Annotated in this window: 13 protein-coding genes; 6 read left to right on the top strand and 7 right to left on the bottom strand. The window is 56.4% G+C overall.

Features of this window, described 5'->3' with window-relative positions; all coding sequences use genetic code 11:
* Positions 1-5: 5 nt before the first annotated feature.
* The gene (locus ABVT35_RS12945; RefSeq protein ID WP_368466985.1) at positions 6-4,193 is read left to right on the top strand and encodes a translocation/assembly module TamB domain-containing protein; all 4,188 of its coding nucleotides are present in this window, start codon (positions 6-8) and stop codon (positions 4,191-4,193) included.
* 189 nt (positions 4,194-4,382) lie between these two features.
* On the top strand, positions 4,383-6,089 hold the full coding sequence (ade, locus tag ABVT35_RS12940; RefSeq protein WP_368466983.1) for an adenine deaminase: 1,707 nt from the start codon (positions 4,383-4,385) through the stop codon (positions 6,087-6,089).
* 5 nt (positions 6,090-6,094) lie between these two features.
* Here the strand turns inward: ade and ABVT35_RS12935 are convergent, their stop codons facing one another.
* From ABVT35_RS12935 to ABVT35_RS12920, 4 genes are all read right to left on the bottom strand, one after another.
* On the bottom strand, positions 6,095-7,324 hold the full coding sequence (locus ABVT35_RS12935) for an O-antigen ligase family protein (RefSeq protein ID WP_368466981.1): 1,230 nt from the start codon (positions 7,322-7,324) through the stop codon (positions 6,095-6,097).
* The gene (locus ABVT35_RS12930) at positions 7,324-8,880 is read right to left on the bottom strand and encodes an undecaprenyl-phosphate glucose phosphotransferase (RefSeq protein ID WP_368466979.1); all 1,557 of its coding nucleotides are present in this window, start codon (positions 8,878-8,880) and stop codon (positions 7,324-7,326) included. Before ABVT35_RS12930 ends, ABVT35_RS12935 begins: the two co-directional genes overlap by 1 nt.
* A 279-nt stretch (positions 8,881-9,159) precedes the next feature.
* Positions 9,160-10,296, bottom strand: coding sequence for a glycosyltransferase family 4 protein (locus ABVT35_RS12925; protein WP_368467864.1), 1,137 nt, complete (start codon positions 10,294-10,296; stop codon positions 9,160-9,162).
* Between the two features lie 22 nt (positions 10,297-10,318).
* On the bottom strand, positions 10,319-10,894 hold the full coding sequence (locus ABVT35_RS12920) for a polysaccharide biosynthesis/export family protein (protein WP_368466976.1): 576 nt from the start codon (positions 10,892-10,894) through the stop codon (positions 10,319-10,321).
* A gap of 226 nt (positions 10,895-11,120) precedes the next feature.
* Between ABVT35_RS12920 and ABVT35_RS12915 the strand changes: the two genes are divergently transcribed.
* Complete coding sequence (locus ABVT35_RS12915) at positions 11,121-13,463, top strand: exopolysaccharide transport family protein (protein ID WP_368466974.1); 2,343 nt, start codon at positions 11,121-11,123, stop codon at positions 13,461-13,463.
* Positions 13,464-13,472: 9 nt separating this feature from the next.
* Here the strand turns inward: ABVT35_RS12915 and ABVT35_RS12910 are convergent, their stop codons facing one another.
* Entirely contained in the window at positions 13,473-14,645 is a 1,173-nt protein-coding gene (locus ABVT35_RS12910) for a GNAT family N-acetyltransferase (RefSeq protein ID WP_368466972.1), read from the bottom strand.
* Positions 14,646-14,869: 224 nt separating this feature from the next.
* Positions 14,870-15,076, bottom strand: a complete 207-nt coding sequence (locus ABVT35_RS12905; protein WP_368467862.1) for a DUF2842 domain-containing protein — start codon at positions 15,074-15,076, stop codon at positions 14,870-14,872.
* Between the two features lie 158 nt (positions 15,077-15,234).
* On the opposite strand from ABVT35_RS12905, the gene ABVT35_RS12900 reads away from it, so the two are divergent.
* The gene (locus ABVT35_RS12900; RefSeq protein WP_368466970.1) at positions 15,235-16,326 is read left to right on the top strand and encodes a COX15/CtaA family protein; all 1,092 of its coding nucleotides are present in this window, start codon (positions 15,235-15,237) and stop codon (positions 16,324-16,326) included.
* A 34-nt stretch (positions 16,327-16,360) separates the two neighbouring features.
* On the opposite strand, the gene argC is transcribed toward ABVT35_RS12900, so the two are convergent.
* Positions 16,361-17,293 carry an N-acetyl-gamma-glutamyl-phosphate reductase gene (gene argC / locus ABVT35_RS12895; RefSeq protein WP_368466968.1) on the bottom strand — a complete coding sequence of 311 codons (933 nt, stop codon included), beginning with the start codon at positions 17,291-17,293 and terminating at the stop codon, positions 16,361-16,363.
* 195 nt (positions 17,294-17,488) lie between these two features.
* Between argC and ABVT35_RS12890 the strand changes: the two genes are divergently transcribed.
* Positions 17,489-18,667, top strand: coding sequence for a cytochrome-c peroxidase (locus ABVT35_RS12890; protein ID WP_368466966.1), 1,179 nt, complete (start codon positions 17,489-17,491; stop codon positions 18,665-18,667).
* 157 nt (positions 18,668-18,824) lie between these two features.
* Entirely contained in the window at positions 18,825-19,727 is a 903-nt protein-coding gene (locus ABVT35_RS12885; RefSeq protein ID WP_368466964.1) for a DMT family transporter, read from the top strand.
* The last annotated feature ends 47 nt before the right edge of the window (positions 19,728-19,774 follow it).

The following is a 19,774-nucleotide window of genomic DNA, read 5'->3' as shown; positions in this document are numbered from 1 at the left end:
GCCCGATGAAAAGTCTGCTTCGCATATTGTTGAGTCTATTTCTGTTAGCGCTTTGCATTGTGCTGCTCGTTTTCGCGCTGTTGGGCACCGGCCCCGGACTGTCGATGACCGCTTCCATTATCGGATCGGTTGCAAGTTCAAAGGACAGAACCGTCGAGATCGCCGATCTTGAAGGCGTATTGAGCGGAACGCCCAAGATCAGCCGGCTGAGCGTTGCGGACACCAGCGGCATATGGCTCACCGCGGATAATATCGAGGCGGATATTTCCATAGGGCGGTTGCTCGCCGGCGAAATCGACCTCGGAAGGCTTTCGGTTGACAAGCTTGCGGTTGAAAGGCGTCCGCAGGCAGCCTCGCAAAGTGATCAGTCAGGTGGTCCTGCGCTTCCGTCCATTCCCATCAAGATCGACAATGTCTTTTTGCGCGATCTCCAGCTTGCCGAGCCCGTGCTCGGTGAAAAAGCGACACTTCAGCTTACCGGCTCGGTACTGCTCAGGAACGAACCTGTCGATCTTTCAGGTGTGTTGGAGATTGTCCGCATTGACGGGACCTCCGGTGAGGTTTCCGCTGAATGGACGATATCGCCGGACAGCAACGAACTTGCGCTCCAGCTCGCAGCGAGCGAACCCGCAGACGGATTGCTTGCCCGCGCTCTCGATATCTACGGATTTCCGGCCATCGATGTGAACCTATCCGGGAGCGGCCCGCTCGATGCCTGGAAAGCCGAGCTCGCCGTCGAGCTCGATGGCAGGAAAACCGTGGAAGGCAATGTTTCCCTGTCGTTGACCGATGAGCGTCAGGCGGTTGACGGTGTGTTGAAAGGGTATCTCGCGCCGTTGCTGCCACGGCGGGTAACACCCCTTTTCGCCGGAGACACTCAGATCGAATTGTCGATGGAACGTGACGGGCAGGGGACGGTTCGCGTCGACAAACTGTCCGCCCGGTCGGCATTGCTGTCGGTCGTCGCCGGCGGCAACATATTGGCTGACGCCGGCACCGTCGACCTCAATGCCGATGTCACGTTCGGCACGGACGGGTCGGAAGTCACTTTCAGTATTGACGACAATACGACGCTGAACATCGGATATACGCGCTTGAAAACGGCCCTCAAGGGAAGCCTTGATAAGGCCGACTGGACGCTCAGCGGTTCGGTCAAATCACTTTCAGATGGAACAATTGCCGTTTCGGATGCAACAGTATCGGGGCAATCGTCGAACGTCGATTTCCTCAACCGTTCCGGTCAGGCAACAATTGAACTTGCCGCGGCGTCATTGTCGAGCGGGCAGGGCGAACTGGACCGCTTGCTTGACGGCAACGTTCGAGTGACCGCTGACGCGTCCTTTCAGCAGAGTGCGATCGAACTGAACCAGGTTGAACTGAAAACCGACGCTGTTGACGCAAAGGCGAGCGGGCAGGTTGATATTGCTGATCGAACATTTGCCTTGCGGGCGGAGTCACAGGTTGAAGCGCCGGACCAAGGCATCGTGGCCGATGTACTTGGTTCCAGGACTGCGCGCGTTTCCGGCGCCTTTACACGGGATGACGCCGGCACGCTTTCGTTCGCGGATATCCAGGTCGAAAGCAGCAACCTGACGGCTTCCGGAAGCGGGCAACTGGCGGATGGGTCGGTCGAGCTCAATTCGCAGTTGTCGCTATCAGATCTTTCAGTCTTGCGGGAGGGTCTGGCGGGCGGACTTAATATGAATGTCGGTCTGACAGGTCCGCTGAACGCCCCGAATTTTGAAGTGCAAGCTGATGGTGCTGATATTTCGGTGCTGGACAAACCACTGGAAGCGTTCTCCGTCAGCGCAAGCGGCGCGGCCTCGCCTTCAGATCCGCGGGCCAATGTTGAACTACAGGGACGGTATGAAGGCCAACCGGTTTCAATCAAGGCAAGCGTTGCCGGCGGTCCGAACGGCGCTCCGGTTGTCGATTCACTCGATTTGACCGTGCCTGGCGCCCGCGCAAACGGACAGTTGACTGCGGACACTTCGGGAATACTCACCGGCAAGCTTGACGTGGATGTTTCGTCACTGGTGGAGCTCGGACCGCTCCTGCTGCAGGAAGGATTGTCGGGGTCGCTCTCAGGCTCGGTCGTATTTGCCGACAAGAATGGCAAACAATCGGTAGAAGCAAAATTCGACGCACCGCAAATCGAGACCGGGCCAGTCGAAGCCAAAACACTGTCGCTGACGGTCACCGTGGATGACCTGAGCGATGTTCAGGCGTTTGCTGCCAGTGCGACTGCACAAGCGGTCACTGTGTCGGGCACAACGGTGGCGGATGCAAAGGCCAGTGTTTCGGGAGGCGCGCAACTGCTGCCGTTTTCCGTATCGGGACGATTGTTCGATGCGCCGATGGCGCTCCAAGGGGAAGTGTCCTCCCAACATGGAACGACGACCATCGAACTTTCAAAGGCGAGTGCAACGGTCCGCTCAATACCGGTAGAGCTGTCCAACCCGGTTTCGCTGACCCTGGCGCAAAGCGCAACCCACGTGGAAACGGCGACGCTCAGGGTTGGAGCAGGCACGGTTGTGGTGAAAGGCACTGCAACGGACGAGCTCGCCTTCGACGTCAATATCAGCGCATTTCCCGTATCGCTTTTTGAGAAAGTCGCTGCAACGGGTCTCGGACAGAGCGGGACCCTTTCCGGCACCGCAAAGATTTCCGGCACGCCATCAGATCCCAATGTGTCCTACAATCTGAAGGTCACCGATTTTTCCGTTGAAGCCACGCGGGGCGCCCGCATGCCGGCGCTTTCCGTTCAATCAAACGGCAGCTTTGCCTCCGGAACGCTGACAACGCAAACCAAGGCGACCGGCAGCGGTATCGATTTCGGTGTCAACGGAACCGTGGCCGTTCAAGACGGGCAGCGGCTCAACCTCAAGGTCGATGGCAAGGCGCCGCTTGAGCTGGCAAGTTTTGCAATGGCGAATTCAGGTGTGTTGCTGGAAGGAACGGCTCAGATTTCAATGACAGTCACCGGAAGTGCCGGCAAACCCCAGATCAACGGAAGGCTGACAACGTCCGGTGCCGATTTTGTCGACACAAACACCTCGCTCACGATACGCGAAATCAACGCATCAATTTCGTTTAACGGGACCAGCGCCAAGATTGACCAATTGCAGGGCCGGCTGGGCAGGAACGGAACAGTCTCGGCTGCCGGCAGCGTTAGCCTGAATACGGCCAGCGGCCTGCCGGCCAATCTGACCCTGACCGTAAAGGATGGAACCTATATCAGCGAAATCGTTACCGCGCAGCTCAATGCTGACCTCAAGGTGGACGGGGCGCTGCTGAATTCAGGTAAAATCAGCGGTACGATCTCACTGGAACGCACGGACATAAACATTCCGGATCAATTGCCGGCTTCGATACCTTTTGTCGATGTCATACACAAAAACGCGCCAAGGCGTGTTGTGGAGCAGGCGCGTGAGCTGGATCCGCCGGCCGATCGGTCATCCGGCGACTCGTCTGGCTCCGGCTCGGGCGGTCTGCAGCTGGATATCGCGGTGAAGGCTCCGGCCCGAATATTCCTGAGGGGCAGGGGAATTGATTCGGAATTCGGTGGCTCCATCGATATCTACGGAACAACCCGCGACCCCAGGATCAGAGGCAGCTTCTCGATGATCCGGGGGCGCATCGACATTCTGACAAAGCGTTTTAATTTCGATCGTGGCACAATCACGTTTACCGGTACGCTCGACCCGGCATTGAGTTTTCAGACCACGACCACGAACAGCGGAACGTCCTATTCCATTGTGGTCGGAGGAACAGCATCGGACCCGGAAATTTCGTTCACCTCGTCGCCGCAACTGCCGGAAGACGAAATATTGGCCAACCTGTTTTTCGGGAAAAACCTGTCCAAACTGTCGGCCATACAGGTTGCGCAGCTCGCAAACGCGCTTACGTCGCTTGGTGGCGCGGGCCAGAGCGGGGGTGTGTTGGGGCGGCTGAGAAGTGCGGCAGGCCTGGCGGATATCGACATCAATACCGATGATGCGGACGGCGGCACGTCCATCGGCATCGGTCGCTATCTGAACGACCGCACTTATCTGAATGTCGAGCAGGGGCTGTCGGGCGGTTCCGGCCGGGTTACCATCGATCTTGATTTAACTGACAATCTCAAAGCGCGCGGCGAAGCCGATACCGACGGCAATTCCAAGGCCGGGGTGTTTTTCGAGCGTGACTACTGATCGGGCAGGTAACGCCCGTGCAATCCGCCGATTGCCGCACCCACCATGAAAAGTTGCAAGCGCGCCGGTTGTGCTGGGCATCATGATTTTGCTATCGCTATCCGCTTAAATTACTGGCGGATATGACGAATGCGATGCCATACGCAAAGCAGAGGCAATTGGTTCGCAGGACCGGACCGGAGTACATCGATGAGTGAAGAATTAGAGCGCCGTATCGACCAGGGTGCAGGCAACACGCCTGCTGATCTGGTGCTGAAGGGTGGTCGCGTTTTCGATCTCGTAACCGGGACGCTGATTGAGACGGATGTTGCTGTCTGTGGCGACATTATTGTCGGCACCTGCGGGGAGTACCGCGGAACAACCGAGATCGATGTTTCAGGCAAAACAATAGTTCCGGGCTTTATCGACACTCATCTCCATATAGAATCATCCCTTGTCACGCCGCATGAATTTGACCGCTGTGTCCTGCCGCGCGGGATAACGACGGCTATTTGTGACCCGCATGAGATTTCCAATGTCATCGGCGCAGAAGGCATCCGGTACTTCCTCGAATGCGCCGAACATACGCTGATGGATATTCGCGTGCAGCTCAGCAGCTGTGTTCCGGCGACATCTTTCGAGACGGCCGGCGCTGCACTTGGTGTCGATGACCTGTTGCCCTTCAAGGACCATCCCAAGGTGATCGGGCTTGCCGAGTTCATGAACTATCCCGGTGTCCTTGCAAAGGACCCCGGGTGCCTTGCCAAACTTGATGCCTTTTCTGATGTTCCGATCGACGGTCATGCGCCACAGGTGAGAGGCTATGATCTCAACGGATACCTGGCTGCGGGCATCCGCACGGACCACGAAACGACAACGGCAGACGAAGCGCTGGAAAAGCTCAAAAAGGGTATGCATATCCTGGTGCGCGAGGGGTCGGTGTCAAAGGATCTCGAGGCCCTTATTCCCATCATTACCGAGCGTCATTCGCCGTTTATCGCCCTTTGCACGGATGACCGGAATCCGCTCGACATCGGCGAGTGGGGACATCTGGACCATATGATCCGGACAGCCATCGCGGCCGGGGTTGAACCGCTCGCCATGTATCGAGCGGCAAGCATTTCCGGTGCCCGCATATTCGGGCTTCGCGACCGCGGTCTTGTCGCGCCCGGCTGGAGGGCGGACATCGTTGTGCTTGACGATCTTGAGGCCTGCAGGGTCGACAGTGTGATCTGCGGCGGGCAAATCGTGTCGGATACCGCATTTGGCAGCCGCAAAACAGTCGAGCCCACCGGGCGCAACAGCGTCAAGGCAAGACCGGTTACCGCAAAGCAGTTGCAGTCGCCGGCCTATGATGGAGATGTGCCGGTGATCGGTGTCATTCCGGGCAAGATTATCACCGAACACTTGCGGATGAAGCTTCCATTGAGCAACGGACATCCTCAAATCGATCTCGATCAGGATGCGATCAAGATCGCCGTGGTCGAACGGCACGGCAAGACGGGCAATATCGGCATCGGTTTCGTGAAGGGATTTGGCATCAAGCGCGGGGCGATTGCTTCGACCGTTGGCCATGATTGCCACAATATCTGCGTTGTCGGCGCCAATGAAGATGACATGGCAGTTGCAGCCAACCGGCTTGGCGAAATTGAAGGCGGATTTGTTGTAGTCGACGACGGCAAGGTGCTGGCAGAGATCAGTCTCCCCGTAGCTGGTCTCATGAGCCTTGAGCCCTATGAAGCGGTGCACGACAGGCTGATCAAGTTGCGCGATGCGGCCAGGGATCTCGGAACCGTCCTGGAAGAACCCTTTCTCCAGGTCGCCTTCCTTCCATTGCCGGTGATCCCACATCTTAAGATCACCGATCTCGGTGTTTTCGATGTCGACAAATTCGCGCTGGTCGATGCCACCGATTAGCGGCTTTAACTCGCCTGTAGGCGTCTGCGCCGCATGGTCTGGTATTCAAGGCCGATGCAGCCCCAGATGATACCAAGCAGGATATAAAAGTGCCGCCAGTGGTCTGTGTCGATGAAGGTCGAGACCAGGATGTGGCCGAAGAAGACGATGTAGGTACACATGAAATAGGGTTGCCAGGGCCGGTCGCGAAGCAGGCATTTGAAACCGGCCGACAGTGTCCAGACGATCAGTGTCAGGTAGGATACAAACCCGAGCCACCCGTAATCCAACAGAGCTTTCAGCCAGATGTTGTGGGTGTCTTCTCCGTAGTAGGTTCCGAAAACCAGCGGCCCCACTCCGAGCGGGTTTTCCATTGCCAGGAGGAAGCCCAGCCGGTAGCGGGCGAACCTGCCGAACTGGGCGCTGTCATAGTCCTGCACAAGCTGCGCCCTTGTCGTGAACAACTGCGAAACCTGTTCGAACTGGAGCGCAACCAACAGCGTCAATATCAAAAGGGCGATACCGGCGATACTCACCAGCAATATGCGCAGCCGAAACGCCGCAGACCGCTCCTTCAGGAGCATCAGGAAAATCAGCAGCATGATGGAAAGGCCATAGAGCCCCCAGGCCGCGCGCGAGAATGCAAGGAAGATCGCGAGCGTTAAAACGACAAGCGCCAACACACGCGGCAACAGTGCCGCCAGCTTGCCGGTCAGGGTCTGATGCAGGAGATAACATGCCGGCAGGACAAGAAACGGTCCGAAGACGTTGGGGTCTTGAAATGCGCCCTTTGCTCGACTGTACCGAATGAAGGTCTCGCTCGACGGTATCAGGTGAAAGTATCCCAGAATGCCGAGCAGGCCGGTCGCAAGCGCGCCAAAAATATAGGCGGTGAAAATGACTTTCAGTCTTGATTCATCCGCCTCTATGACAGCCGCGAACAACACCGATGACAGTGCGAGAAACACCGATACCGCCATGTAGAGCGGCGGATCCGTGCCAAGCTCGTCAACAACCGCGAGCGACAGCAGACCACCGATGTTAAAGAAAATCAGAATGGTCAGCAGTATGGCGCTGTTGCGCGAAAGCCGTAACCCGAAAAGAAACCAGAGGGCGATCAAAGCAGCCATGTAGATTTCGTAGGGCGCAGGCTCGTAAATCACGAATGCGGTCAGGAAGACACCAATGGCCAGCGACAACTTGGCCAGCACGGAGCCGGCAGTCGGTTCTGTCCGGTGTTGGGCGGCAACGTCCATCAGTAGGCATTGTCCGTGTTGAGCAGTTTAATCGGCGTCAACAGCAGGATCTTCAGGTCAAACAGCAGCGACCAGTTTTCAATGTAGTAGAGATCGAAAGCGGTGCGCTGCTTGATCTTCTCGTCGTCATCGATTTCGCCGCGCCAGCCGTTGATCTGCGCCCAGCCGGTTACGCCCGGCTTGACGCGGTGGCGTGCAAAATATCCGTCCACGACTTCCGCGAACATCCTGTCGTGGCTTTGCGCCTGTATCGCATGCGGCCGCGGTCCGACCAGCGACAGGTCACCCCTGAGCGCATTGAAAAACTGTGGTAGTTCGTCGATGGACGTTCGCCGGATGAAGCGACCGACAGGTGTAACGCGAGGATCGTTTTTGGTCACTGCATTGCGCGCGGAGTGGTCGGTCTTGTCGGCATACATTGAACGGAACTTGTAGACGTTGATAACCTCGTTGTTAAATCCGTGACGCTGCTGGGTGAAAAGGACAGGCCCCTTCGATGTTAATTTGACGGCAATTGCCGTTACCAGCATCACCGGTGAAAATACAATGATGCCCAGCAGGCTGAAGACGATATCGAAAATACGCTTTGCCACCGAATCCCAATCGTTGATGGGACGGTCGAATATGTCCAGCATCTGCACGGCGCCGATGTTGGAATAGGCCCTCGGGCGGAAGCGGAGTTCGCTCGAATGGGCAGCGAGGCGGATATCGACCGGAAGAACCCAGAGTTTCTTCAAAAGATCCATTACCCGTTTTTCCGCCGTTAGCGGCAGTGAGATAATCAGCATGTCGATACGTGCCAGGCGGGCGAACTCCACCAGCTCCGAAACGTTACCGAGCTTGGGATAACCGGCGACAACGGCCGGCGAACGGCGGTCCCCGCGATCATCGAATATTCCGCAGATTCTGACATCATTGTCGGGCTGCTGCTCGAGCGCCCGGATGAGCTGCTCTGCCGCCTTGCCGCCGCCGACGATGACGGCACGACGCTCCATGGTGCCGTCGCGGGCCCAGCGCCGAATAGCAAAGGCGATAAAATTACGACCAATCAGAAGGAAGACTATGCCGACCAGAAACCAGGAACCGAACCAGACCCTGGAAAATTCCTCGCCCACTTTTAAGAAAAACGCGGCCGCGGTCATGACGGCGAAGGTGATCGACCAGCAAATGAGCAGTTTTGGCAAAGCCCGAAGGGCCGACCGCAGCGATTGCAGCTGATAGACGTCGCTGATCTGAAACAGGAGGACAGCAAAAAGAGCACCGGCTATGCAGGCGAGGATGTAGTAGGTCTCAAGACCGCTCCTCGGCATGACGTAATAAACGAATACGCCAATGCCGCACAGGCTGAGGCCGCAAATCTCGAACAGGCGCGCAATCCCGGTTATCATAGCAGGCGAATAGCTGTCGTCGCCAAGTTGCCTGGCGATTTGCAGCGCCAGTTTGCTGACTTTTTCGGATGGTTGTCCGGCGGCGTTTTCATTGCCGGGCACGGATGCGCCCGTGGCTGCGTTCGGCTCCGCATTGCCGTTGGCTTTGATGGAACTTCCTGCGCTCATCTGATCAGCTTCTATACCCCGCACTCAAAGGTCAGAATTATCATACAGCTGTTAATTTTGTTTGACCTGCCAGGCAGGAAGACCCAGGCTGCCTCAAGCCTGCGGACATGTTGCAGCGACTACAATTTGCCGCGGTGTTTTAGATCTTTGATGATGCGATAAATATTCTATTTAAAGTAAAAAATAAAATTATAACAAATGGATGTATAAAATATTGTATGTATTACATCAATACAGGAGGTTGCTGATGTGTTTGCTGACCTGCTGTGCCCAACGGCTTCATGCGCTGCATTCACGGTAGAATGCGATCATTCGTTCGGCCATTCCGTCGGCGGAAAAGCGGTTCCGTAATTCACTCTTGTCGGGCATGTATTCATTGAGCTTTTCTGGCTGCTGAACAGAAAGCGCCATGGCCTGAGCAAGCGCTTCTTCATCTTCCGGCGGCACCAAAGCACCGCTGTCCGGGCCGAATATCTCCGGGATGCCGCCGACATTGGTCGCAACGACAGGCCGTCCAGCCGCCAGCGTTTCAAGCACCAGGTAGGGAAGGGATTCGGCCCGCGAGGGTACGATGACGGTTTTGCCGAGTTTCAGCGCCTGCGATACAGGCATGGCAGCGTGCATCGTCACGCGCTCGGAGCGGCCGCTTTGAAGCAGCATTTCGGCATATTTCGCCTTTTCGTCGCCGTCTCCGATCATGACGGCAGTCAGCGGTCTACCGGTAATCTGTTCGGCCCGTATCAGTGCGTTGATGAAGATATCGGGGCCCTTCAATTGCCGCATCATGCCGATATACAAAAAATCCGCGGCGCTGTTGTCCGGGACGATGTCGTTGAATTCGTTTTCAAGCAGGCCGTTATAGATCAGCCGGTTGCGCGTTTTGGTGGCGCCGACCTTCTCCAAATAGGCTTTGCGCTCGTAGTCGCTGACAAATGCCAGGCCATCGGTGAAGTGCTCAAGCCACCGTTCGAGAGCGAAATAGAATTTTCCCGACAGACGGGAGCTGCTGTAGTGCAGGCTCCCGCCGTGAGGGGAATAAAGGCGGGCTACGCGAGACCTTGAAACCCGCAACCTTGAGCCGATCAGACGGGCAAATGCGCCACCCTTGGCGCCGTGCCCGTGAATGATGTCCGGCTGCAAACTCTTTATTTCGTTGGCGCACCTTATGAACGCGATGAGATCTGAGGGGCCGACAGAGCGACGTATGGGGGTGCGCGTGAGGCCCAGATCGAGATAGGGGCGAATATTGTCAAAAAGCGCGTCTTCATGGGCCCCGCCGGTAGTGCTGTCGCAAAGAATGCCGACTTTATGTCCAGCCTTGTGGTGATGTTCTGCAAGGTCCCGCACGTGACGGAAAATGCCGCCAACCGGAGAGCGAAAGCAGTGCAGTATGCGAAGGGAGTCCTGATCCGACATATTGCTGTTCAGACCTTTGCCGTCAGAAGAGACGTTCACGGACATAAATCGTATCGCCTGCCAGAATGGGATCCGAAATCGTTACCCGTCCTGTCAGGACGTCACCGTTGACCTTTCTCGTAATGTCGACATTGGTCTGATTTGCGCGCGCGGTGTAACCACCGGCAATTGCTATCGCGTTTTGCACATTCATCCCCGGAACATAAGTATATTGACCGGCTGAGTTGACCTCGCCGAGTATGAAAAACGAGCGGTGCTGATCCACCTGGATCGAAACATCCGGATCACGCAGGTATCCCTGGCGCAACTGGCCTGCAATTTGACCCTCCAGTTCCTTGACCGTCTGGCCACGGGCGCTGACGGAACCGATCAGCGGAAAGGCAATGTATCCAGCCTGATCGATCGCATAGGTATTTGTCAGGTCTTCCTGTTCGAAAACGGTGATGCGCAGATTATCACCCGAATCAAGCCGATACGGCTCGACAACGGCGCGGTGAAAGGCTTCTGGTGCGGGCCTGTAGCCGGAGCAAGCCGCAAGCGACAACGCCAAGCCGGACAGACATAGGATGACCGCGAATTTCAAATTACCTAGCGCCATTTTCCGCAATTACTCTGTGAACGTGAGACGACTGAACGTGCCCTGTTATCGTCCGGTTAAGGTTAATGGCCGGTAAAGTGCGCCGCTTTTTCGTGTAGGTATTGGGGATTTGCGTTGGATTTACGGCAGGTGGCGTCAAGTTGTAAACGATCCGTAAATGCGGGCTTAACCCTTATGTTACCATAATCTTTTACTCCTTCGGCTAACTGGATTGGAGTATCAGGCAATGTCCCGTGCGCATACAAACGGCAACGATGTGGATATCGATATCGCGCGTTTATTCGCTGCCGTATGGGAGCGCCGCCTTGCCGTTGTATCGCTCATGCTCATTGTCTGTGCGGCAGCTTTCGTGATCTCCGGAATGATAGCTCCGCGCTACCGTGCGGAGAGCCGCATTCTTATTGAATCGCGCGAGTCCGTATTTTCGCAGAGCGAGCAGTCAAATAGAGGCCAATCCCAGTTTCTGGACGAACAGGGGATTGGCAGCCAGGTCGAGATCATCAATTCGACCAATCTCATCAAATCGGTCGCAGATCAGCTTGACCTTGTCGACGATCGCGAATTCAGCGCCGCGGCTAAACCTTCCATAATGACCAGCCTTCTTATCATGCTCGGCGTCTCAAGCGATCCTTACGACGTGCCGCCGGAGGAAAGGCTGATCGAGACCTTCAGAAAGCACCTCACGGTCTACCAGGTTTCCAATACACGGGTAATTGCGGTCAGCTTCTGGTCAACCAACCGGCAGCTTGCCGCCAAGGTCGCCAACGCAATTGCGGAAACCTACCTCAATGCGCAGAGCGGCGCCAAACTGCTTTCCAATGCAGATACGACGGCGTGGCTGGAGCCGGAAATAGCCGATCTGCGCGACAAGGTCCGCCTTGCTGAAGCGAAAGTCGCCGACTTCCGTGCAAAGACAGGCCTGCTTCTGGTTGATGAAAGTGCAACGCTAGCGACACAGCAGCTTGCTGAGATCTCCACAGAGCTCAGCCGCGTCCGCGGTGAAAAGGCCGAGGCGCAGGCTCGCGCGATGGCGGTCAAGAATGCCATCGACAGCGGTCGCGCTACGGACCAGTTCGCCAATGCGGTGCAATCCGAAGTCATTCAGAGGTTGCGCGAGCGGCAGGCTGCCATCCAGTCCGAGATTGCCGATTTGTCCGTCACCTTGCTGGACGAACATCCGCGGATAAAAGGGCTGCACTCGCAGCTCAGGGACATCGATGGTCAGATAAGGTCAGAGGCGCGAAATCTGCTGCGGGGGTTCGAAAACGAAGCTGAGGTCGCTCAGCTTCGTGAAGAGGAACTGTCCGGGCAGCTCGACGCCCTTAAGGCGGATTCGGCTCGTGCCGGCAGTGAGGAAGTCGAACTCAGGGCGCTGGAGCGAGAAGCAAAGGCTCAGCGAGAGTTGCTTGAGGCATACCTCAGCCGTTACCGTGAAGCAGCCTCGCGTTCGGACCGCGGCAACCTTCCTGCCGATGCGCGCATTATTTCAGAAGCACTGGTTCCGACGGAGCCGTATTTTCCCAAAACCGTGCCGATCTTGATCATTGCGGGGCTTGCCACGTTCCTGATTGCCTCGATTGTCATCATGATGCGTGAACTGTTTTCCGGCAGGGCGTTGAAACCGGTCAGCTATGGCAAGCCCGAAGAGAACAGCCAGCAGCCCGACCGGAGCGAACCGCCGGCTGACTGGCGCTCCATTCCACAACGCTACCCGGTCACGCCAAACCCGGTGCGTGAAGCAGAGGCAGAACCGGAGCTACCAGCCGCAGATGTGCTGGATGATGACGATGCGATAGCAGAAGACGTCGAACGGCCAAATAGCGAAGCGGAACCCGACAAGGTCGGAACTGACACGCCGGACATGCATTTCGACAACGGACCGGAAGCCTTGCCGCCGAGCATGCAAATGGCGATCGATGAGGAAGATACCGAAACACCGGATGAGGCCGACGGTCACACGCTGATCGCGGAGAAAGACGGTGAGTACAGTGTCAGTGCCATCACCGGCCATCTGATTGCCGCAGGAACGAAAATAGCGGTTGTCGTTTCTCCCGAGGGAGACAAGGGATCAACAACGTCGGTCATGCTCGCACGCATGCTGGCCAATGAAGGCCGGCAGACATTGCTGGTGGACATGACGGGATCGGCCTGTCCGAGCCGCATGATGGTGCCGCAGAACGATCTGCCGGGCATAACCGACATTCTGGCGGATGCATGTACGGTGCCGGAGGCGTTGCACGCCGACAGGCTTTCCAATGCTCATATTCTTCCGCAGGGTACACAGGATCCGGCAGAAGCAATGCGGTTTGCCGACCGTCTGCCCGAGATCATCGGATCGGTGTCGAACGTCTACGACATCGTCGTTGTGGAATGTGGTCCCGCAAATTCGGTCGGCGTCAAGCGGCTTTTGAACAACAACGAAATGGAGATGATCTTTTCCGTGGTCCAGCCGGAGGAAGCCCTTATAACCGAATATCTGACCGATTTTTATGCGGAGGGATTCGAGCAACTGCTGATGATGAGTCCCGGGGCCGGAACACCGACCCGACCGGACCGCAGCGCGGCGTAGGTTTGCATGTTATCCGTTTGTCAGACGCAACCGAACTGCCTTTGCAAGCCTGAAAGCACTTGGATGTGATTTGATGAAACGCTTGAGGCTGGTGACCGCGCGCGCGCTCAAAGCACCGACGCGGCCAAGAAGCGTGATCGCGATGATCGTATCGTAGTGGACCGTTTCCACGTCGCACCAGGATCGCTTGAACTGTTCGTCGCCAATGCCAAAATCGAAGACTTCAGCACCTGCCTCGCATGCATCGTGAATGACAAGATAGAACAAAAGCTCGCCCGGGCTGGCGTATTCCGTGTCACCCACGGCAATAGAACTGAACTGGCATATGACTTCGCCTCCCTTGGTGGAGAGCGCCGCAATAGCGCACAGCAATTCGTCGCGTTCTCTTAGTCGGATAGCACACAATTCGAGCTGCTTGCAGTCCTCGTGCTCCAGGCTTTCGTCGGCGAGACGGTGGAAAAAAGCCTTTGTGCGTGCGTCGGAAAATACATCCGGCAGGCCTTGTTGCTCGAAACGAGCCGCCTTCTGACGAAAGAAAGCATTGAGTAATTCGTGTGCCTCTTCTGCCGATTTGGCCTTAACGTAGTCGTATCCACCCAATTCATCGAGCCGGCGTTCGGAAGTTCGGAATTTTTTCCTGCGCCGCTTGGCATTGTTGCGGCCAAGGACCGCTTCAAACCCACCCTGGAGGGTAACCTGGAACGCGTGGTTCTGGTTTTCCAGGCTTGGCCAGTAGGAGAACGGATGCCTGCAGCCCCTGAAGTGATGTGGCTGGCGGTCGAGATAGATAAAGTCCACACCAAGCGGCAAGGCTGCGATCTGCCCGCGGATTTCCAGCATCGAATCAGCGTCGGCCTCGCGCAGAAAGCCAGGGTCAAATACGCCGAAATTTGAATTGTTGAAGGACGCGGCGATATAGGTGGCGACCCTGAAAGGGCCGATCCTGGAAATGTTAAGCGGCAGGATGAAGGCGGTTTCGCCCGTCCTGGGACCGGATGTATAGGTCGCCGATATGATCAGCGGTTTCGCGCCTGTTTCGGTAATCCAGCCCTGACACCAATCATAGGTTTGGTGGACAGTGCACTGCGGTGCCGCTTCCAGCGCGCGCCAATCCGCTTCCAAAGGCCTGAGCTCGTTCGTGCATTGCAGGTTGTAGCTGGTCCTGTCAGCCGGTTTTAGCATTCAAAACCACCCCGTCCGTCTGCCGCCATTGATTTTCGACCCGATACGCCTGCACTGCCCAATACCCGCCATTCCAGAAGAATGATGACAGTCGCTGCATTCTGCAGACAATCGCCAGTTCGGAACGATAGTCCCGTCCAGCTTAAAATATTGTGTTTGTTGCAAATTTGACCGATCGAAATTGCCGGTACGGTTAACAGGCGGCAAAGGCCCGCATACAGTCCCTAACGCTGCGGTTTTTCCATCCAGCGAATAATCCACATGGCCGGCAGCACCCAGATCAGACCGGTGATGAGAAAATAGAGCAGGTGAACCCACCAGGGCGACTCGGCAAGCCTATAGGTTGCAACGGTTGTCGCAATCAGCGCGTAAAGTACGACCAGCGCGATGAGGACAATCATTCCGACAAGTTTTCGAAGGCGCACGGGCATCCGGTCAAACACGCTCTTATTTTCCATTGCTGCTGCAAGTAAAGGATTTGCCGATCCGATCAAGCTCTTTTTCGTGTGAGGGGTGAGGCAAGATGGTGCTTGCGTTCTGCCACCGACTGTTACAAATGTCCGCAAACAAAATGTGTCGGAAGGCCCGAATGACGACATCCCAATCCCTGCGTGCCCAAAATGGCAACCGCATAGCAATACGTATCTGGCTTGGCATTGTGACACTGGCCATATTTGCCCTGGTGATAGTGGGCGGTGCAACGCGCCTGACCGATTCGGGACTTTCGATTACCGAGTGGAAGCCGATCCATGGTGTAATCCCGCCACTTTCTCAGGCGGAATGGGAAGAAGAACTGGAGCTCTACCGGCAGATCCCTGAATATCAGCAGATCAACAAGGGCATGAGCCTTTCCGAATTCAAATACATCTACTGGTGGGAATGGGCACACCGGCTGTTGGCTCGCGGAGTAGGGGTGTTGTTTGGTATTCCTTTGCTCTTGTTCTGGGTGAGCGGCCGCATCGAGCCGCGATTGCGGCTGCCGCTCGTCGGCATTCTTGCCTTAGGCGGGCTGCAGGGGTTCATTGGTTGGTGGATGGTGTCGTCCGGGCTTGTCGACCGGGTCGATGTCAGCCAATACCGGCTCGCTACGCACCTGACCCTCGCATGCGTTATCTTTGCAGCGATCATCTGGGTGTCGAGAGGACTTGCCCAATACAGCAACGATACCGTTCCTTCCGCGACCTCGAGCCGCTATGCGGGTCTGATCGCCATCATGGTGCTTGTCCAGATCTATCTCGGCGGGCTCGTCGCAGGGCTCGATGCAGGTCTTGCCTACAACACCTGGCCGATGATGGACGGAGCGCTTGTGCCGGCGAACCTCTTTTCGATGAAACCGCTATGGGCGAATTTCTTCGAAAATGCGAAGACCGTCCAGTTCACGCACCGGATGTTTGCCTATGCGCTGTGGTTTGTCGCGCTGATCCACATGCTGGCAAGCCTGTCCAGGGCATCTGGAACCACTCATGCAAGGCGTTCGGTCGTGCTCTTCGCGTTGGTCACACTGCAGGCAGCCGCCGGTATTGCGACACTGGTTCATCAGGTTCCGGTTTCCTGGGCGCTGATCCACCAAGGCATGGCACTGGTCGTGCTCGCCTTCGCGATAGCGCATTGGCGGGCGTTCAAGGGAAGTTATCCGTTGCCTGAAGAGCAGGGCGTGGCAATCGCTGCTACAGGCCGGTAAATATGGAGCCGGCCTGTTTGCTTCATAAGTTGATTCAGCTTGCCAGCATCAGATTCATGTTCTGAACGGCTGCGCCTGACGCACCCTTGCCGAGATTGTCGAGCAGGGCGACCAGATTGACGTGCCCGCCATCGGGACTACCGCAGACAAAAAGCTTCATGCCGTCGGTACCGGCAAGTTCCTCGGCGTCGATGCGTGCCAGCTGAGTGCTTTCTTCAAGCGAAACGACTTCAACGATCTGCTGTCCGGCATAGTGATCGGCCAGGACCGAGTGGATGTCGGCCAGCGTGGGCGAACCGTTCAGCATATCCAGGTAAAGCGGCACCTGGACAATCATGCCCTGGGCGAACCGCCCGACGCTCGGTGAAAACAGCGGCTTGCGGTCGAGCAGGCCGTGCTCCCTCATTTCCGGTACGTGTTTGTGCTGGAGAGAAAGGCCATAGGCAAAATGCGGTGCAGCGATGTGCTCCGGATGCGCTTTATCTTCCATCTGGGCGATCAACTGTTTGCCGCCGCCGGTGTAACCGGAGACGGCGTTGACGGTGATCGGATAATCGGCCGGCAGCACATCGTTCATCCGCAGCGGCCGGATCAACGCGATGGCACCGGTCGGATAGCAGCCGGGATTGGCAACGAGACGCGCTTCCGCAATCCGCCGTGCCTGCTCCTTTTCCATCTCGGCAAAACCATAGGCCCATTCGGGATCGGTCCGGTAGGCCGTGCTGGTGTCGATCACACGGGTCGAATTGCTGCCCTCAAGCATGCCGATCGCCTGTCTGGACGCTGCATCCGGCAGGCACAATATGGCGATGTCGGCCTCATTCAAATGGTCCTGCCGCATCTGATCGTTGCGGCGCTCGGCCTCGGGAATCGAGATGACATTGACATCATCACGGCCGGCCAGGCGGGACCGTATCTGCAGTCCGGTTGTGCCGTGCTCACCATCAATGAATATCTTCGGTTTCATGTTCGTCTCGATTTCTGTTTCTTAATGCCGGCGCGAAGCCGGATTGCCACCATATGCGATCTGCGACAATTAACCAACGCCGGCCCGAACGATCGGCGGTTGCAATCGGTTTTATGCTGCGGCAATAACGACGTTTCTTTTACGCGCACTCCCCTATAATTTATAGCGGTGCCCCATTTCAATAGGGTTTATTTCATGTTGGCAGGCTGCCGTCTTCACGTATTTGTCTTTTCGGTATCGGCGCTGGTTTCATTCAGCGGCGTGGCACTGGCGGAAAATCTAACCATTGGCTCCGTTGAAGATCTTGGCAAGGCATTGTTTTTCGACGTCAATCTGTCGAAGAACCGGACGCAATCCTGCGCAACATGCCATTCGCCGGAAACAGGTTTTTCCGACCAGCGCGACAATGGTTTCGGCGAGCCGGTATCAGGGGCCGTTTCCCTTGGCGATGACGGCAAATCGATTGGCGACCGCAACGCCCCAACGGCAAGCTATGCACGCTTCAGCCCATCCTTCCACCTGCGTGAAGATGGCGAATATATAGGCGGACAGTTCTGGGACGGCCGTGAGGCCGATCTGGAAGGCCAGGCCGGTGGGCCACCCCTCAATCCGTTGGAAATGGGTATGGCAAGCAAGGCGGATGTCGTCGGAAGGCTGCAGGAAAATCCCTATTATGTCGCCGCGTTCAAGACCTTTTTCGGCAAGGAGATATTCGACGATCCGGACACGGCTTATGGCGCTATGGCAAAGAGCATCGCGGCCTTTGAAAGAACGGATGTATTTTCTCCGTTCGATTCGCGCTACGACCGCTACCTGAAAGGCAAGGTCAAGTTCACGGATCAGGAGGAACTGGGGCGCGTCCTGTTTTTCTCCGACCAGTTTTCCAATTGCAATCAGTGTCACCAGTTACGGAAAATTCCCGGTGCTGAGCGCGAGACCTTCACCAATTACGAATATCACAATATCGGCACGCCGGTGAATGCGGCGGTCCGCGAAGCCAATGGCGGCGGCGAGGCGGCCGCCGACCTCGGACTGCTGGCGAATTCCGCCGTGAGCGATCCGGCACAGGCCGGCAAGTTCAAGGTTCCGACCCTGCGCAATGTAGCCGTCACCGGGCCCTATATGCACAATGGCATATTTGAGGACCTGCGAACTGTCGTGCTCTTTTATAACCAGTACAACACGACCGCTCCTTCAGCGAAGATCAATCCCGAAACCGGCAGGCACTGGGGCAGGACGGAGTTCGAAAAGACACTGTCGACTGAGGAACTGACTGTCGGCCCCGCACTTGACGACAAGCGCGTCGACGCGCTCGTCGCATTCTTAAAGACCCTGACCGATGCCAGATACGAGCATCTGCTTGAAGACAGATAGCGTAGGGCGATCCATCATTCTTGCAGATAGCGGAATTTCGAACCGATATTCGTTTCGATTTCATGGCAAGAAACGGGTGGATCACCTGATGTTATCCTGCCAGTTTCCTTGCAGGTGAATTCTTGCAAAGGAACGAATGTTGGAAACTCCCAAAACAATGGACACTCAGGACTGGAGCCTGTTGATCCTGCTTTCGGTCCTATGGGGCGGGGCATACTTTTTTGCCGGTGTTGCCGTTAAGGAGCTGCCGCCGCTAACAGTCGTACTGGCCCGGGTATTATTGGCGGCTGTCGCGTTGCTGCCGCTGTTTTGGTACTTCGGCCATTCGTTGCCACGGTCCTTTTCCGGCTGGCTACCGTTTTTTGGAATGGGCCTGTTAAACAATGTGCTTCCATTCGGCTTCATATTTGCCGGTCAGACCCAGATAACGGTTGGTCTTTCCTCGATCATCAATGCCATGACCCCGTTGTTCACCGTTGTCGTCATGGCCTCATTTCAAGAGGAACGCCTGACCGCCTACCGTGTCATCGGGGTGGTTTTGGGCGTCGTGGGGGTTGCTGTGCTGCGTGGGTTCGACGGCCCGATCGGCGGCAGTCAAACACTCGGTATTGCACTGTGCATGGCCGGTGCGCTGAGTTATGGCTTTGCGGCACTTTGGGGCCGCAAATACCTTGTCGGAGTTCCGCCGTTAAAGTCCGCGACATGCCAATTGTTGTGCTCGACGTTAATCATCGCAGTTGTCGTTTCGCTGATAGATCAACCCTGGACGCTTCCTGCACCGAGCCAGGGTGCGGCGTTGTCATTGGTGGCTCTCGCCGTCTTCGGCACGGCGCTCGCCTATATCGTCTTTTTCAAGATCCTGGTTCGTGCAGGAGCGAGCAATGTCATGCTGGTCACATTGCTCATCCCGGTAACGGCGCTGATCCTCGGTAACGTATTTCTTGGTGAACCCATCCGGTCAAAGGAAATCCTCGGCGCGGTCATCATTGGCGCCGGGCTATTGTTCATTGATGGCCGCGTGATCAACCGGTTGATCGGCAAGCGTGCTGCCACGGGATGACAACAGTCTTTGCCCGGAATTTACGAATAATCGTTCACCGCAATAGG

Origin of the sequence: Hoeflea sp. TYP-13 (genome assembly GCF_040932035.1) — a bacterium.
Taxonomy (GTDB): domain Bacteria; phylum Pseudomonadota; class Alphaproteobacteria; order Rhizobiales; family Rhizobiaceae; genus Hoeflea_A.
The sequence above is the reverse complement of the archived record's forward strand: the minus strand, read 5'-3'. Positions and strand labels throughout refer to the sequence as shown.